The organism is Candidatus Cloacimonadaceae bacterium, assembly GCA_030693415.1.
GTDB lineage: Bacteria > Cloacimonadota > Cloacimonadia > Cloacimonadales > Cloacimonadaceae > JAUYAR01.
The window spans coordinates 13,254-29,497 of sequence record JAUYAR010000052.1; the positions used below are offsets into that span (position 1 = coordinate 13,254).

Consider the following 16,244-nt stretch of genomic DNA (forward strand, 5'->3'; position numbering starts at 1 on the left):
GTCTCAACTGAAAAGGAAAGCGTAAAACTGCAGGCGAAAAGCCATAGCAGAAAGCGAAAGCTTAAGACTGAAATGAACCAAATGTCAACTAGTGTCAACTATATTAGGACTTGAGGTTGAATCTCATTGGAGAAAATACTTGACCTGAGGAGAATGCCTGAGAAAGAGTGATCGGATCAAGGCGCAGGCTTTGAAACGCAAATACTCTTTACATACCAGTAAAAAAGGGATCGTATGACACACTCGGACTCAAGACCGGACAAACGCATCCTCGCGGTGCACGATCTTTCGGGATTCGGACACACTTCGCTGATGGCGATCATGCCGATCATGTATCGCATGGGGCTGCAAACAGCGGTTTTACCCAGCGCGCTGCTTTCTGCAAATACGGATTTTCCGGGATTCCGGATGGTGGATTTCGGTGATAGCATGATGGATTTCATCGGGCACTGGAAAAAACTCGGTTTGCGCTTTGACGCCATCTACACAGGCTTTTTGGGCAATCCGGCTCAGGCGGAGATGTTGGTTTCCGCATTTGGTGATCTTGTGGCAAAGGATGGGATCATCCTCGTCGATCCGGTCTTGGGAGATGCGGGAAAGCTTTATTCCTGCTATGATGAATCCATGATCGACGCGATGAAAATGCTCGTAAAGTATGCCGATATCATCAGTCCAAACGTCTTTGAAGCGGCGATGCTTGTGGGAGCCGATCCCAATGCTTCAATAGATTCCGAGGCTTGCGGTTGCTGGGCAAAGCAGCTTTGTATGGACAGAACAAAGCATTGCATCATCACCAGCGTGCCTTCCGCGGATCCGCGCTACACCCACGTCGGACATTATGACCGGGAGATGGATGTCTATTGTGAATACAGTTGTGAATACGTGCCGGTCTGGTTTCCGGGGACTGGAGATTGCTTTTCGGCATTTCTGATAGCGGGGATAATGAACGGGTTCCCGATCGGGATTTCGATCCAGGCGACGATGGTTTTGCTCAGGGATGCGATCCGGCTCAGCATACCTTTGGTGAAGGATCCCAGAACTGGAATCGCGCTTCAGCGGGTAATGGATCTGGATATTATGGGATATTTTACCGGAGTTTCATCTGGTAGATAAGATGTGTCGCCCCCGCGAGACTCACTTGTTCACTTGCTCACCTATTCACCCGTTCATCAGTGAAGTGTCTGCTATTCATAGCGTATCCCGTAGAGTTTTGCGATAAAGCGTTTTGACCTGATCGGCATCCACGACAAAGGGGTTGCTTGCCATGTTGCGGCTTGCCATCACTTCGGTGGTGCAGCACTCGATCTCCTCTTCCGTCAATGGGATATAGGTATCGGGGAGAAGCTTTTCCAGCCAGGCAAAGAAATCGGCTTTGCTCATGCCAAGATGAGCGAACATTGCGTTCAGTTCCGTCTCGACCGCGGGAAAATAGAGCTCCATCATGTCTTTCATCACGATGCCGTTGGCAAGCCCGTGCGGAACGCCAAATAGCGAGGTCAGCGGATAACCGATGGAGTGCTGAAGCGTGGTTCCGGCATGGGCGATGGTCATTCCGCCATAGAGCGATGCGCGCATCAGTTCCTCGCGCACTTTCAGGTTCCCGGGTTCGTTTAAGGCGATGGGAAGGTTTAGGATGATTGATTTGACGCCGCTTTGGATCAAGGGATAGAGTAAAGGATTGCGCTTTACCGAATAGATGCCTTCCAATAGGTGGCTTAGGGCGTCGATGCCGGTATTGAGAGTCACATTTTGCGGCAAAGAGAGAGTGTATCTGGGAACGCAGATCGCCAGACTGGGGAAAACCAGTTCGCTGCCGAAACCAGCTTTCTTTTGTTTGGCGTTATCGGTCAAAACTGAATACTGGGTTGTTTCGGTGCCCGTTCCGGAGGTGGTGGGAATGGCGATGATCGGATAGGCTTTTTTGAAACGACTCACGTCATAGACATCATCAATGCCCAGATCGTTTGCCGCTGCCAAAGAGATCGCTTTGGCAGCGTCGATTGGGCTGCCTCCTCCGATGCCGATGAGAAAATCGCAGTCCTCCTGCAGGAATCGCTTTTTGCCGGAGATAACTTGTTCAAGGACGGGATTTTCCGTGATCTCGTCAAAGTGAGACCATTTGGAGCCGAGATCGTCTAACAGAGCACATGTTTCGTCCAGAGCGCCGCATTGTTTTGCGCCGGCTTTTCCGGTGACGATCAAGGCTTTGCGTCCCAATGGCTGGATGTGATCTCTGCTCTGTTCCAGAGCATCGGCTCCGAAAAATATCCTTGTGGGAAGGTAAAACATGTTTTTATCCTGTAAATAGTTTATTTGTAATGTGTTTGGCAGCGTTGAGCAGATAGTGATCCTTCAAGAATTCTGCGGAAATCTGGATACCAAATGGAAGCCCGTGAGCGCTTTTTCCATGGGGTATAGTGATTGACGGCAAACCGCAAAAAGTGAAGGGCAGACTCATCAAGGGACTGCCGGTGGATTCGAGTCCGCGGGGCGCGGCGGAGGTCGTTGAGGGGCTGATCCACAGTTTGATGCCGGTGTCGCGCATCGTTTCACTCACCTGTTGTCTGATGCGCTTTTGCTCTGTTCTCGCTTGATCGGCTCTATAATCCGGAATCGCCTTTCCTTTGTGGAACAGGTCTTTTGACGGTTGAGAATACAATGATCCATAGCTTGAGTAAAGCTGCTCGTGATTGAGGTAAAACTCTCTTGCGATCAGATCCTGATGCAACTTGTTGATGCTTTCAATGTCTTCAAACACCGTGGTTTCGATTTCTCTGCATCCGCTTGAGACAAGCTTATTCCTTGATTCTTGGAATGCGGCGCGGGCTTCCTCGTTCGCTTGCCCCAGAAAGTATTCGGAAGGAATACCGAGGGTCGGTTCATCGGTTTCCTCATCTTTCCAACCCGGCAACAGGGCTTTCATGATCCGGATCATGGCATCGATGCTTAAGGAAAAAAAGCCGGGATGATCGGCGGACTGGGAGAAAGGGAGGACTCCGTCCAACGGGAAGATGCCATAGCTTGGTTTGAACCCCACGATCCCGCAATATGCCGCAGGACGGATCACGGAAGCGATAGTTTGGGTACCGATGGAAAAATCGCAAAAACCTGCCGCCACCGCAGCAGCCGAACCGCTGGATGAACCACCGGGGCTATGGTTGGGATCAATGGGGTTGCGCGTCTCTCCGGGTTGAAAATAGGCAAACTCCGTGCTGACCGTCTTTCCCACGATGAGTACTCCGAGAGCTTTGAGCATGGTGACCAAGGATGATTCTTCGCCAATAAATGCCTCTTCCGGAAGCTGTGAACCGGCACGGGTGGGCATGCCTTCCACGTTGTAGATATCCTTGATGCCGGCTAACAATCCATAGAGCAGTGGTTTCTGAGCGGGATAGCGGTCGATCAGTTGTTGTGCTTGTTTTTTCAAGCGTTCGCGGCGCCCCGTTTCAGGCAGGAAAGCATTGATGAGAGAATCGCGCTGCTCCAAGAGCCTGCAGATTTCTTCAACGCGCTGCAGCAGGATATCAGGAGGCATTCAGATCACGCCCTCGCTGCGTAGATGATTGATTTCGTCAACGCTCATAAGAAGCAACTCACTGAGCACTTGATGGTTATGTTCGCCGATCTCGGGTATCTTCTCTCGTGTGGGGGATTCCGGGATGCTGTCCATCTTGATCGGATTACCGGCGATTTTGATCTTTCCGGCGATGCCGTCCTCCACCTCGACGAGCATGTTGCGGGCTCTGATTTGATCGTCCTGCATGATCTGATCAATCTTGTTGATCGGAGCAGAGGGTATCTGATGCGTTTCAAACAGGCAGAGCCACTCGCCGGCGGGTTTGCTTTCAAACATCGGTTCCAGGATTTGGTTCAGCGTCTCCAGATTCTCAGCGCGGGCTTTGTTTGTAGCAAAAAGCTCGTGCGTGATCAGCTCTTCATGTTCGATTGCCTGGCAGAAAGCCTTCCACAGGCTGTCGTTGCCGATGGCGATCACGAAATATTCGTCCCTTGCCTGATATGCCTGGAAGGGAGCAATGGTGGGATGCCGGTTGCCGATCGGTTGCGGGTTCTTTCCCTCAGCCTGAAAGCGAACCAATGCGTTTTCGAGGATCGCAATCTGGCAATCGAGCATGGCGATGTCGATTTTTTGTCCCAAACCGGTCTTCTCTCTCTGGAAAAGAGCCGCGTTGATGCCGATGGCGGTGAAAAGAGATGCCGTGATATCCCCAAGGGACATGCCCACCCGCGTGGGCGCCATGCCCTGCCACCCGGTGATGCTCATGATCCCGCCCATGGCTTGGGCGAGGATATCGTATGCCGGTTTTTCAGAATAGGGACCGCTATGGCCGAATCCCGAGGACGCGGCATAGATCAGACGCGGATTGATGGTTTTGAGAGTTTCGTATCCGAGTCCGAGGCGTTCCATCGTTCCGGGGCGGAAGTTTTCCACTAACACGTCGCAGTGTTTTGCCAATTCCTTTAGAATCTCTTTACCTTTTGGCGTTTTTAGGTTGAGTGAAACGCTCTTCTTGCCGCGGTTGATGCTGATGAAATAGAGGCTTCTCCCATTTATAAATGGTCCATAGCCACGTGAATCGTCACCCCCTGCGGGATTTTCCACCTTGATGATCTCAGCTCCGAGATCGCTCAGGATCAATGTGCAGTAAGGTCCTGCCAGCACTCTGGTCAGATCGAGGACGCGGATTCCGGATAGGGGTTTATCCATCTGTTTTTCCGCCTTTGTCGAGGATCGCCAGGGCAACCTTTTCGGCAGTGATCGGCATCTGTCTGATCCTGATGCCGAGCGCGTCAAAGACAGCGTTGGCGATCATCGGAGCCGCCGGCAGCATGGTATGTTCGCCGATTCCGCGGGCGCCGAAAGGTCCGTCCGGTTGAGGCACTTCCACGATGATGGGTATGATCTCGTCCGGCACGTCCATCGAAGTGGGAATCTTGTAATCGGTGAAATTGGGATTGAGCAGCCTGCCGTGCTTGTCATAGCGCATGTCTTCATAGAGCACGGTCGCCAAGCCCTGCAGTAAGCCGCCGGTGATCTGTCCTTTGATTAGATCGGGGTTAATCGCCTTTCCGGCATCGATTGCCTCCGCTACCTTGAGGACTTTCATCTTGCCGGTCTCTTTGTCGATTTCGAGGATGAGTGCTCCGGCGCCGACGGTGTAATGCACGTTTGGATGCCCCCCCTGACTGGTTTCCGGATCTCCCGCGGCGGATGAATATTCCGGCATGAACATCCCGCGTCCGTTGATCGGCCCGCCTTTGTAAGTGCCGTCTTTAGTTGCTATTCCTTCCACTATGAAGGAGCGCAAAGGTAGGTTGAAGCTCTTGTCGGTATTGCATTTGACCGCTTCGTCCTCAAGAAAAAGCTCATCGATGGGCAGGTTGAAAACGCGGTGTACGAGGGCAAAAATCTGCTCGCGCGCATCGATGGCGGCTTTCTTGACCGCGTTGCCGCTGCTCCACGTGATGTGCGATGCAACCGTCTGCCATTCATAGGGGTTGCGATCCGTGTCGGGAGTCTCCACCCTGATCTTGTCAGGCGGCACGCTCAAAATCTCAGCGGCGATCTGTGCCATCACTGTTTGGTAGCCCTGACCGATATCCATGCCCGAGATGATGAGATTGATGCTGGCATCCTCGTTGAACTTCAAAAACGCGGAGGAAGAAGCGTTGGGCGGCATCGCCGGAGCTTTCCAGAAAAGGGAAAAGCCCTTTCCCAAAGCCTTGGTCGGGTCTTTGGAAACCAGCTTTTTATCCCAATCGATCGCCTTTTTGACCTTGTCGATCGCTTCCAAAAGACCGTTGGGATTCATCTTTACGCCATAGGCTGTCGTATCTCCTTCGAGGATGGCGTTGTGGCGGCGGAAAGCGATCTCGTCCATGCCGATCTTGTTGGCGACTGTCGTGATCAGGGATTCCAGACCGAAGAGCATCTCCGAATAGCCAAAACCGCGATATGCTCCTCCCGGAGGCAGATTTGTGTAAACGCATACGGAATCTATCGATACATTCGGGATGCGGTAAGGTCCGATGGCGGAAAGACCAACGGCGTTCACTACGTTCGCGCCGTATTCCACATAAGCTCCCGCGTCCCAATAAATCTTGTGATCGAGGGCGGTGATGGTGCCATCATTTTTGACCCCGATCTTGAGCTTTGCCACGACTCCGAGACGCTGATATGTATTCACAAATTCTTGTTCCCGTGTCCAACGCAGTTTCACGGCATAGCCTTTGAGCTTGGTTGCCAGCGCCGCGGGAATGATTTCCATGGTGACTCCCGCCTTGCCGCCAAAACCTCCTCCCACGTGCGGAGCGATCACTCTCACGTCCTTGTGGGTGAGTCCTAAGGGTGCCAACGCTTCGGCAAAAAGATGTCTCTGCGTGTGCGGGGATTGGGATGAACTCCAAACCGTCAGTCTGCCGGAGAGGTCATATTTGCCGATCGCCACGTGGGTCTCGATGGCGCAGTGGGCATAGCGCGGAACCTCATAAGTCTCCTCAAGTATCACGTCCGCATCCGCGAACCCCTTTTCCAGATCGCCTTTGCGGGTCTTGCGCCAGTGGGCGATATTGGTTTTTTCTTTGGGGAAAAACCACGGAACGTGAGGATAATCCGCCAAGTCCGGATGCAATAGAACAGCGCCGTCCTTGAGAGCGTCCATTTGATCCAGCACGACGGGTAGGGCTTCATATTCGATCTCTATCAATAGTGCCGCTCTTTTGGCGATCTGCGGAGTGCGGGCAACCACTGCGGCAACTTGTTCTCCGACGAAGCGAACCCGATCCTGGGCAAAGACATAGCGGTCTTTCATATAAAGCCCGAACTTGAAAGGAAAGTCCTTGCCGGTGAAGACCTTGACCACGCCTTCGAGTTTTTCCGCCCGGGATGTGTCTATGGATTTGATGAGCGCGTGTGCCTTGGTGCTGGATATTATCTCCGCGTAGAGTAGGTTGGCGCCAAAATCGATGTCATCGCCAAAGATGGCGGCTCCGGAGACCTTTTCCTTCCCGTCGATGCGGGGAACCGATTTGCCGATGTATTTGTAGTCCATCTATTTCTCCTTCTTGGTAGCTGCGAGAATGGCATCGAAAATGGGAGTGTAACCCGTGCAGCGACAAAGATTTCCGGATAAAGCTTCCTTGATTTCGTCCAGCGAAGGATGAGGATTTGCCTTGAGCAATTCGGTGGCGCTGATGATCACCCCCGGAGCGCAATATCCGCATTGGAAGGAACTGAATTCGATGAAGGCTTCCTGCAATTTGTTCATTCCATCCTGCGAGATACCTTCCAAAGTAGTGATCTCCACGCCGTCGCATTCGATTGCCAGGATGAGGCAGGAGCGAACGCTCTTGCCACTAAGCAGCACGGCGCAGGAGCCGCAATCTCCGCGGTCGCACCCGCATTTGGGACTTTTCATGCCCAGTTTATCCCGCAGAACTTCCAATAATGTCTCGTTCGTTTCCACGTCCAAGCGGCGTTTTTCTTTGTTCAAAGTGATTCTGATCTTTGCCATCATCAACCTCCCAAAATCCCTGTATTATCGATTTCGACGCCATTGAGACGATCGACAGCCGCGGGTAATCCTCTCTGCATCATCACTTTGCAGATGTGGGTGCGGTATCGCGCGCTGGAGCGGATATCATTGATCGGAGCGATCTCGGTCGGAATCAGATTCTGCACCTGGAGAATCAGTTCCGGATTGAGTTTCTTGCCAAAGAGCAAGCCCTCGATGGAACTCGCCCTTGCCGGAATCGGTGCCACGGCGCAAAAAGCCAAACGATATTCCCATTTTTCCGTCACGAGGATACCCAAACCCGCCTGGGCAAGGTCTTCACCCTTGTAGCGTCCGAGCTTGAGATAGATCCCGGCATGTTTGTCCGCAGGTTTTTTCAAAGATATCCCAGCCACGATCTCATCCGGTTTCCGCAAAGTCTTTCGGGGAGCGACAAACCACTGCTGGATCGGAACTTCGCGTTCGCTGCCGAGAGAGATCAGATGCACCACCGCATCATAGCAAAGCAGTGCGGGAGCGGCATCCATCGATGGAATCGCGCTGCAGATGTTTCCCACGACCGTGGCGCGGTTGCGGATCCCCACGGAAGCTACGCTGTGCGCGGATTCCCAAAGCAGACGATATTCGCGCTTGATGATCTGTGAATTCACCAGATCGCTGAATGTCGTATTCGCTCCGAGAAAAAGCCCCTCCGCCTTGATTTCCAGAGCCTTCAGATCCTTGACACGTTTGAGGTCGATCACCGCCGCGGGCGTGATCATACCTTCTTTGATAAAGACGATCAGATCGGTTCCACCGGCAAGCGGAGCCGCTTTTTTGCCAAACTGTGAAAGAATCTGAGTGGCTTCAAACAAGCTTGCCGGAGCGAAATATTCATATTCGTGCGCGATTGCCATTTCAGGGCTCCAAAGCGATGACGCGGCACATGGAGGATTCCAGTTCGATCCCTCTCAGGGGAAAGAGCCCGATCCAGAGCCTTTTGTTGCTGACCTTATCTATCTCTCCGCCAAGGTTTTCGGCATGCACGAGTTTCTTTGGAAAGAGTTTCAGATGCATCACCTGATAATATTCTTCGGGGTCAAAAAGCTCGTCCCAGGCTTTGCCATGTTTCTCGATCAGTTTCTTTTCCGCGTCGATGAAGGATTTGGGATGCCAGGTGCGGATGATCGTATTCATCGGATGATCCGCCGAACCGCAATCGACTCCGATCCATTTCAGTTTCATCTCCAAAGCCCATTTATGGAAGGAAGGATCGGGTCCCGGGTGTTTCACGAAATAGCGCAGCTCGTCGGATTCCGGTTGATCCCAGCTATATTTGTGGTAGCCGGTATTGATGATGAGGATGTCCCCTTTGCGGATATCGGCTTTCTGCATCAGCAGTTCGGGGGAATAGAGATCATAATCTCCCACGGAATCGGAGATATCGACGACCACTCCGTCGCCCACCCATTCGTGCATTGGCACCTCGCCGATGGTTCTGCCGCTGGCGTGGAAATGAATCTCGCCATCGATGTGGGTGCCCACGTGATTGCTGGTTTGGATGATCTGTCCGTTTGCGCCCTGACCCATGTGTGCGCCCGCGATACGTTTGAAATACTGGATCCCGAGCGGCATATAGCTTGGCCATGGCGGCGTGTGGATGCTCAGCCTCTGGGTGAGGTCATACATCTTCACTTGGCTCATCAATGTCAAAAAGTCTTGCGTATTCATTCTTTTCCTCCTGATAGGGATTCGGCTAAGGTCAGATATGCCGAGACGAATGGTTCGATCGGTGCTTGAAGGACTCCCGCGCCGATCTGTCCGATGCCCGGCTCTTTATGTGCCACGCCGGTATCGAGAAATGGCGTGGTATTGAGTTCGACCACTTTTCTGATGTCGATTCCCAGCGGTGTTCCGCGAAAGTCCAATGCCGGAATCTGATAGCTTCCGCTTTCGCCAAAGCAGATATCATACATCTTCAAGGTATAATCTAACGCATCTGAAGCGTTTCCGCCAACAAATTGCACGATTGCGGGAGCCGCGGCGATGGCAAATCCTCCAAGTCCTCCGGTCTCGGTGATGGTGCTGTCTCCGATATCCGGATTGGCGTCGGCAATCGTATATCCCGGAAAGAACAGCGCCTCCGGCACCAAGGCTTTGCCAACGAACCAATCGTTTCTACCGGCGAGTTTGATGCCAAAATCCGTGCCGTTTCGTGCCATGGCGATGGCTATACTGCTATTGGGGATGTCTTTAGCCGCGTCCAAAATCGCCTTGCAAGCCGGCATGGATAGATTGAGAAAAAAATGGTCGTTGCCGTTGATAAATTCCAGCGCGGCGGCAGAATCTTCTCTCTCGACGGAGCTGCGAAGCACCGCGGGAGCGAACTGACGGATCAGAAGCGAGGTGGCGGCACGGTTTCGGTTGTGAACTTCGTCCCCCATGTGCAAAGCTTGGGAAATGATAGAGCTCAAGTCGATCTTGCCCAATAGCTTGAGCGCGTTCTTCAATACCGGATAGAGCACTTTTTCCATCCATTTCAGGCGCGCGATCACCTCTTCTGAAAAAGCTCCATAGCGCAGCACTTTCCCAAGTCCTTCGTTCAAGGTGCAATATGCCTGATTGCCAAAGCTTTCGTTGCGAACGATATAGACCGGCATCGAGGGGGAAATGATCCCCGCCATGGGACCTACGGACGAGTGGTCGTGACAGGGCGCAAACTCGATCTCTCCCGATGCGGCAAGCTTTTCCGCTTTGGCATAATCCTCTGCCTTGCCTTCATAGATCAGCGCTCCGATCACAGCTCCGCGCATCGGACCGCACATTCGATCCCAAGTGATGGGCGGGCCTGCATGCAGGATCAGCTTTTCGTGCATTCCGGGAATCACGTTTCCCGCGATATCCAACCCGACCAGAGACGCTTTTCCTTTCTGAATGATCTCCATTGTTTCCCGGTTGGCGGCATCGATCAACTCGCTGCGGGCTTCCAAGGACTCAAAAGCCCAAAAAGGCGTTTGGGCGGGAGGATGCCAATTTATCTGCGACACCTGATATCCCTGGCGCTCCAGGTCGTCCTTGAAGCCCTCAATTCCGATGTTGATGATCGAAAGCGTTTTATCCAGTTTCATTGCTGCCTCCCGATCTCGAGGATCAGCTTTGCCGCCAGCGCGCAAGCTTCTGAATTTGAGGTCGTTACGATCGCTCCGGCATCGCGCAGACCATCAATGACAGCTTGCATGTTTTGCGGATCATTCTCGGTGCCGATCACGCTGCAAATAGTGACAATGCAGGTGTCCTTTTTGATCTGTTTCAGCATGGGAATGAGCTCTTCATGCGGCTTTGGATGGGCGCCGAAACCCAAAACGACGTCCAGGAGGATGACGGCACATTCGATATCCGTCTTTTCCTCCGCCATCTTCTTGAGCCGCAGGGCATAATCTATCATCGGATGCGGTCTGCCCACGGTAAACTCATCCGCGCCCAGGTCGATGATCGTATGCTCAAAGCTCTGCCACGCGCTGGTTAGCTGATGTTCAGATGCCAGCGGGGCGTTGCTGAACGCGTGCATGCCGGTGGCTTGATGAAAGATCAGTTGCGCTTCATAGCAGAGGGTTCCGCCGCTGAAAAGACCGCGCAGATACTTTCGGGTGGCTCTTTGAGGAAGCTGAACCAGCGAGCGGTTGTTAAATTGGTGGGCATCGAAAGCGGAATCATTTTCATGCTCCACCAGGCGGCAGGCTCTTTGTGCTGTATCGCTCAAGGTATTGGTATAATAGATATTGGGAATATCTTGCCCTGGCGGGGCGCCAAGGAAATTGACCACCCAAGGTTTGGGTGAAGTCTTCAGTTTTGCCATGATCTTTTCTATCACTTCCCCGTCCGGCAACTTGCAGATCAAGATTATCACCTCTGTGGCGGGATCATCGATGAGGAAATCAAGGCACTGCAGGATCATCAATCCGCCGATCTCCTTTTTGCCGTCGCGTCCGCCAGTACCAAAAGCCTGGGAAATTCCTTCTCCGCGTCTGTGGATATCGCAGCAGACTGCTTGCAAACCGGTTCCGGCAGCGGAAACGATGCCTATCCTACCGCCACGCACCTTGTTGGCAAAGGCGAGCGGAACTCCGTTGATGATGGCGGTGCCGCAATCTGGCCCCATCATCAGCAATTGTTTCGAGACGGCGAGTTGTTTGAGTTTCAGCTCATCTTCAAGGCTCACGTTATCCGAAAACAGCATCACGTGCAAACCGAGCCTCAAAGCTCTGAAAGCCTCGCGGGCAGCGTGTTTTCCCGCCACCGAGATCAATGCCATGTTCGCTTCCGGCATGGTTTTCATGCTGCTTTCGATGCTGGAGGGGAGTAGCTTGGCTTGCCCGGCGCGCGCTTCCGGTTTGCGGGACAAAATCTCTTTGGCGTCGGCGATCGCAGCTTTGCAGAGTTCCATGCTATCCGCCAAAATTGCGATCAGGATGGAACTCTCCGGCGCTTTCGCAAACTCCGGCAGCAGCATGTTCGTCGCTGCCAGGATCGCCTTGTTTTCCGTGCTCGCGCTGATCGCCACAGCTTCCGTGACGCCTTCTTTTGCCTTGAGCTCTTTGGAAATCGTCATCAATTTCACCGAGTCCAGATATTTGCCCTCGACGATCGTTCCGATCAGCGGCATAATACCTCCATTAAGTGTTAATATACCATGCGCTTATGAATCCTGTCAAAGTATCCGCGCCGGAGCTGGCACCGTGCTTGATCACATCCATACCGGCAGTTTCCAACTCTCCCGATCCGCCGATGGCATAGATCAATCTGCGCCAATTTTCATCCGGTCTCATCTGCATTGATTGATGCAGCAACGTATTGACCAATAGATTCTTAGCCAAGGATTCTTTGTATATCAAGCTACGGATTTTGCGCAAGTCTTTTTTTTCGGAGATTTCCCGAACTCCCAAACCCAGCAGCAAACCGATCAGAAAATCGTCTCCAGAGGGGGTCAGTCCAATGCCGCAACCGCGAAATCCATTCACCGCGGACTGAATATCCCCACTGCACAGATGCTCAAACGCGAAACACAAGTTCGTATTTACCACCACATTAAAAGGCGAGCCTCCGGGAGCGGATGCACAATCCCTCATGAGCCATGCGAGGCTTTCGGGAGCGGAGTTTTCATCCACAAGGTCTCTCAATATGGGGATATTTTCCCAAATTATCTTCGGTATCAGAAAACTCAAATCGACCCCGGATTCAAAACGACGAGCCGGATCGACGGGAATCTTTATCCGGTCATTGACAGTGATTTCATTCTCTGAGACCAGAACCCGCTCAATCGATGCTATCCCAATATCCTTCAGACAGATACGAAATGGTCCAGGACAAATGCTCCCATCCCCGACGCTGAGCACTCTCTCCTGAAAAGCGAAATTGACAACTCTGGCATGCCGAGACCAGACGCTATGAAAATCTCCGGGCGGAACCATGTCTCCGAACGAGAGCAAATTATCAACGGACTGTGCTTGAAAACTCATTTGCACAAGCGAATCCAGCCCTCGATCTTTGTCAAGCAAAGCCTTGTCCGCTATCGAAAGCAAGAAAGCTATTGACGAAAACAGCCCCGCCGCAACATGGTTCTCAGACCCGATAACTTCAATGGAGACATAATGTTAATAAATGGACAACAATATCGCAGCGTGTGGTGGGAACACATGCGGCTCAAGATGATCGACCAGAATCTGCTGCCCTTCGAATTTGGCATCATCGAATATGTGAACTATATCGAAGTGGCAAACGCGATCCGCACCATGACCGTGCGCGGAGCTCCTGCAATCGGAGCTGCAGGCGCTTTTGGCATCGCGCTGGCGGCTCAAAACGCCCCGGAGGAAAAGTTCCGCGCCTATATGCGCAGTGCCAGAGAAGAACTCATTTCCACGCGTCCGACGGCGATCGATCTCCTCAACGGCGTCAGCTACGTCTATGAAAGCACGATCAAATTCATTCCGGATATTCCGCATGCCCGTCAAGTGGCGATCCTTGCTGCAAACGAATTTGCCAACAAAAGTGCCGAAGATTGCAGAATGATCGGCGTGATCGGAAACGACATCGTTCCCCATGGCGCCAGGATTTTGACCCACTGCAACGCCGGGGCTCTGGCAACCGTGGATTGGGGGACTGCACTGTCCGTGATCCGCATGGCGCATCGCAAAGACAAGAACATCTTCGTCTATGTGGACGAAACCCGTCCGCGCTTTCAGGGAGCGAGACTCACCGCCTTCGAACTCGAGCAGGAAGGCATTCCCCACGCTATTATTTCGGATGCAGCAGCAGGTTTCTATTTCTACAAAAACGAGATCGACCTCGTCATCACCGGAGCCGACCGCATCTGCATCAACGGCGATATTGCGAATAAAATAGGCACCTATGAAAAAGCCATCCTCGCCCATGAACACAAGATCCCGTTTTATGTCGCCGCGCCGCTCACCACCTTCGATTTTTCCTGCAACCGCGGCTCCCAGATCCCGATCGAGATTCGCGACGAAGATGAGATCAAGCGTTTCAACGGCTGTCTGTTGGCAAATCCGGGTTCGCCCGCTCTGAATCCCGCTTTTGACATCACGCCCGCCAAGTATATCACCGGAATCATCACTCACAAAGGCATATACAAACCGAAAGACGCCGCCCAACTTGTGCAGGGATAGACAATGGAATCAATCACTTACGACATCCTGATCCGCGGCGGCACCATCCTCACTATGGATGATGCGATGCAGGTATTGGAAGGTTTTGAGATCGCTATTCTGAATGGAAAGATCGTCGCCCTCCAAACTGAGGGGAACTCACAAACTTCTGCGGCGCAGATCATTGACGCGCGAGGGTGCATCGTCATCCCCGGTTTGATCAATGCCCATTCCCATCTCCCGATGACCTATTTTCGAGGGTTGGCAGACGATCTCCCCCTCAATATCTGGCTGAACGAATACATCTGGCCTCTGGAAGCGAAACTGCTCAAACGGGACTTTATCTTTGACGCAGCCTTGCACGGTGCATCCGAGATGATCAAAAACGGTATCACCATGACGCACGACATGTATTTTGACATGCCAGCCATCGCCGACGCCTGTTCTAAAGCAGGTTTGCGTGCCCTGATCGGCGAAGCGATCATCGAACTTGGCGATGTTTCTGATGATTCGCTCAATTTCATCGGCAGCAAGATGATAGAACAAAAAGCTGCATATTCATCCAATCCTTTGATCGATTTCAACCTCTCCCCACACGCGATTTATACCTGTTCGCGCAAAACTCTCGAGCGCTGCGCGGAAGTAGCTCTTCAAAACGATATTCTGCTGCACATGCACCTTTCGGAATCTGATACGGAAGTGGATAACTGCATCAAGCAGAATGGTTTGAGACCGGTTCATTATTTGAAAGAGATCGGCTTTTTGGACTGCCGAAACATCTTTGCCCATGGCATCTTGATCAATGAAGAGGAGATGGAAATCCTCGCGCAGAGCCATTCCTCGATCGCCATTTGCACCGAAAGCAATCTCAAGCTCTGTTCCGGCATCGCGCCGCTCAAAGCTTATCATGACCACGGCATCAACACTTGTTTCGCGACAGACGGAGTCGCCAGCAACAACAATCTCGACCTGTTAGCGGAAATGGATATCACGGCAAAACTACACAAAACCGTCAACAACGACCCCGCTTTTCTCCCCGCCGCCGAAACGCTCAAAATGGCTACCAGAAACGCCGCCAGGGCTTTGGGAGTCTTTGACAAGCGCGGCTCGATCGAAATTGGCAAAGATGCCGATATCACAATCCTCGCCCTCGACGAACTCAATTCCCAACCGATCTACAATCCCTATTCGCATGTGGTCTATGCACTTGGCGCGCGCGCCGTGCGGGACGTCATCATCAATGGCAAAGCGGTACTCCGCGACCGCAAACTTGTGAACGTGGACGAAAGCGAACTGATCGCCACCGCCAAGCGTTACAAATCCATAGTCAGCAAGGAGTTGGCACGATGAGACCGATCAAAAACCGCAAAGCCTCCCATGACTATTTCTTCGAGCAGAAGTTTGAAGCCGGGATCGTCCTCAAGGGTACCGAGATCAAATCCATCCGCGCCGGCAAGATCAACTTCAAGGACAGCCATGCCCGCATCGTCGATGGCGAATGCTGGCTGCACAATTTTCACATCAGCCCCTGGGAAAATGCCGCTTTCTTTAACCATCAGCCGGAGCGTAAACGTAAGCTGCTCCTGCACAAACACGAGATTCGCCGCCTGTGCACCAAGGTCGAGGAACAAGGCATGACCATCATCCCCCTGGATATCTTCATCAACGAAAATGGCTTCTGCAAACTCACTATCGCCCTCGCCAAAGGCAAGAAATCCTACGACAAACGCGAAACTCTGCACAAGAAGGACTTGCAACGGGAAAAAGAACGCAGCGAGTGAACGGGGGAGCAGGTGAACAGGTGTACAGATGAGTAGGTGAGCAAGTGAACAAGTGAACAGGTGAACAGGTGAGGCTGCGCCCCCTCACCTGTTCATTGGACTGCAATGCTGTAAATTAATCTATCGAGGTCAATAACATGATCAATTATCGAGAAATCCGGCGCTTGCAGGGAATCGGACGGGACAATGTAGCGCAGCATGCCGATGCTGCGGAGGAAAAACCCCCGGCATGAGTTAGCTTATGACTTTGTTAAGTCCTTTCATTTCTTTAGACTATGATAGTGACATGT

General features: G+C 52.4%; 14 protein-coding genes. 4 read left to right on the top strand and 10 right to left on the bottom strand.

Annotated features, from left to right (window positions below):
• Positions 1–234 precede the first annotated feature (234 nt).
• A complete protein-coding gene (locus tag Q8M98_03285; GenBank protein MDP3113779.1) occupies positions 235–1,113 on the top strand; it encodes a pyridoxamine kinase in 879 nt (292 codons plus the stop codon).
• A 75-nt stretch (positions 1,114–1,188) separates the two neighbouring features.
• Here Q8M98_03285 and Q8M98_03290 read toward each other — a convergent pair whose 3' ends face one another.
• The 10 genes from Q8M98_03290 to Q8M98_03335 are packed head-to-tail and all read right to left on the bottom strand — an operon-like array spanning position 1,189 to position 13,027.
• Positions 1,189–2,289, bottom strand: a complete 1,101-nt coding sequence (locus tag Q8M98_03290; GenBank protein MDP3113780.1) for an iron-containing alcohol dehydrogenase — start codon at positions 2,287–2,289, stop codon at positions 1,189–1,191.
• A 4-nt stretch (positions 2,290–2,293) separates the two neighbouring features.
• Positions 2,294–3,535: an amidase gene (locus Q8M98_03295; protein MDP3113781.1), complete on the bottom strand. Its 1,242-nt coding sequence runs from the start codon at positions 3,533–3,535 to the stop codon at positions 2,294–2,296.
• Complete coding sequence (locus tag Q8M98_03300; protein ID MDP3113782.1) at positions 3,536–4,726, bottom strand: CaiB/BaiF CoA-transferase family protein; 1,191 nt, start codon at positions 4,724–4,726, stop codon at positions 3,536–3,538. It abuts the gene before it with no gap.
• The gene (locus Q8M98_03305) at positions 4,719–7,070 is read right to left on the bottom strand and encodes a xanthine dehydrogenase family protein molybdopterin-binding subunit (protein MDP3113783.1); all 2,352 of its coding nucleotides are present in this window, start codon (positions 7,068–7,070) and stop codon (positions 4,719–4,721) included. Before Q8M98_03305 ends, Q8M98_03300 begins: the two co-directional genes overlap by 8 nt.
• Complete coding sequence (locus tag Q8M98_03310) at positions 7,071–7,532, bottom strand: (2Fe-2S)-binding protein (protein ID MDP3113784.1); 462 nt, start codon at positions 7,530–7,532, stop codon at positions 7,071–7,073. It abuts the gene before it with no gap.
• Positions 7,533–7,534: 2 nt separating this feature from the next.
• Positions 7,535–8,428: an FAD binding domain-containing protein gene (locus Q8M98_03315; protein MDP3113785.1), complete on the bottom strand. Its 894-nt coding sequence runs from the start codon at positions 8,426–8,428 to the stop codon at positions 7,535–7,537.
• A gap of 1 nt (position 8,429) precedes the next feature.
• Positions 8,430–9,242 carry a cyclase family protein gene (locus Q8M98_03320; protein ID MDP3113786.1) on the bottom strand — a complete coding sequence of 271 codons (813 nt, stop codon included), beginning with the start codon at positions 9,240–9,242 and terminating at the stop codon, positions 8,430–8,432.
• Positions 9,239–10,639, bottom strand: a complete 1,401-nt coding sequence (locus tag Q8M98_03325) for a DUF1116 domain-containing protein (protein ID MDP3113787.1) — start codon at positions 10,637–10,639, stop codon at positions 9,239–9,241. The genes Q8M98_03320 and Q8M98_03325 overlap by 4 nt, the downstream gene beginning before the upstream one ends.
• On the bottom strand, positions 10,636–12,174 hold the full coding sequence (gene fdrA / locus Q8M98_03330; protein ID MDP3113788.1) for an acyl-CoA synthetase FdrA: 1,539 nt from the start codon (positions 12,172–12,174) through the stop codon (positions 10,636–10,638). The genes Q8M98_03325 and fdrA overlap by 4 nt, the downstream gene beginning before the upstream one ends.
• A gap of 10 nt (positions 12,175–12,184) precedes the next feature.
• The gene (locus tag Q8M98_03335) at positions 12,185–13,027 is read right to left on the bottom strand and encodes a DUF2877 domain-containing protein (protein MDP3113789.1); all 843 of its coding nucleotides are present in this window, start codon (positions 13,025–13,027) and stop codon (positions 12,185–12,187) included.
• Positions 13,028–13,159: 132 nt separating this feature from the next.
• Between Q8M98_03335 and mtnA the strand changes: the two genes are divergently transcribed.
• The 3 genes from mtnA to smpB are packed head-to-tail and all read left to right on the top strand — an operon-like array spanning position 13,160 to position 15,954.
• On the top strand, positions 13,160–14,194 hold the full coding sequence (mtnA, locus tag Q8M98_03340; protein ID MDP3113790.1) for an S-methyl-5-thioribose-1-phosphate isomerase: 1,035 nt from the start codon (positions 13,160–13,162) through the stop codon (positions 14,192–14,194).
• A gap of 3 nt (positions 14,195–14,197) precedes the next feature.
• Positions 14,198–15,523, top strand: a complete 1,326-nt coding sequence (locus Q8M98_03345) for an amidohydrolase family protein (GenBank protein MDP3113791.1) — start codon at positions 14,198–14,200, stop codon at positions 15,521–15,523.
• Positions 15,520–15,954 carry an SsrA-binding protein SmpB gene (gene smpB / locus Q8M98_03350; GenBank protein MDP3113792.1) on the top strand — a complete coding sequence of 145 codons (435 nt, stop codon included), beginning with the start codon at positions 15,520–15,522 and terminating at the stop codon, positions 15,952–15,954. Before Q8M98_03345 ends, smpB begins: the two co-directional genes overlap by 4 nt.
• The last annotated feature ends 290 nt before the right edge of the window (positions 15,955–16,244 follow it).

What these genes read in the sequence shown, in the direction of transcription:
- fdrA (MDP3113788.1), bottom strand. Translation starts at nt 12,174, where the DNA reads ATGCCGCTGATCGGAACGATCGTCGAGGGCAAATATCTGGACTCGGTG.
- Q8M98_03345 (MDP3113791.1), top strand. Translation starts at nt 14,198, where the DNA reads ATGGAATCAATCACTTACGACATCCTGATCCGCGGCGGCACCATCCTC.
- Q8M98_03335 (MDP3113789.1), bottom strand. Translation starts at nt 13,027, where the DNA reads ATGAGTTTTCAAGCACAGTCCGTTGATAATTTGCTCTCGTTCGGAGAC.
- Q8M98_03310 (MDP3113784.1), bottom strand. Translation starts at nt 7,532, where the DNA reads ATGGCAAAGATCAGAATCACTTTGAACAAAGAAAAACGCCGCTTGGAC.
- mtnA (MDP3113790.1), top strand. Translation starts at nt 13,160, where the DNA reads ATGTTAATAAATGGACAACAATATCGCAGCGTGTGGTGGGAACACATG.
- smpB (MDP3113792.1), top strand. Translation starts at nt 15,520, where the DNA reads ATGAGACCGATCAAAAACCGCAAAGCCTCCCATGACTATTTCTTCGAG.
- Q8M98_03305 (MDP3113783.1), bottom strand. Translation starts at nt 7,070, where the DNA reads ATGGACTACAAATACATCGGCAAATCGGTTCCCCGCATCGACGGGAAG.
- Q8M98_03325 (MDP3113787.1), bottom strand. Translation starts at nt 10,639, where the DNA reads ATGAAACTGGATAAAACGCTTTCGATCATCAACATCGGAATTGAGGGC.
- Q8M98_03290 (MDP3113780.1), bottom strand. Translation starts at nt 2,289, where the DNA reads ATGTTTTACCTTCCCACAAGGATATTTTTCGGAGCCGATGCTCTGGAA.
- Q8M98_03285 (MDP3113779.1), top strand. Translation starts at nt 235, where the DNA reads ATGACACACTCGGACTCAAGACCGGACAAACGCATCCTCGCGGTGCAC.
- Q8M98_03320 (MDP3113786.1), bottom strand. Translation starts at nt 9,242, where the DNA reads ATGAATACGCAAGACTTTTTGACATTGATGAGCCAAGTGAAGATGTAT.
- Q8M98_03300 (MDP3113782.1), bottom strand. Translation starts at nt 4,726, where the DNA reads ATGGATAAACCCCTATCCGGAATCCGCGTCCTCGATCTGACCAGAGTG.
- Q8M98_03295 (MDP3113781.1), bottom strand. Translation starts at nt 3,535, where the DNA reads ATGCCTCCTGATATCCTGCTGCAGCGCGTTGAAGAAATCTGCAGGCTC.
- Q8M98_03315 (MDP3113785.1), bottom strand. Translation starts at nt 8,428, where the DNA reads ATGGCAATCGCGCACGAATATGAATATTTCGCTCCGGCAAGCTTGTTT.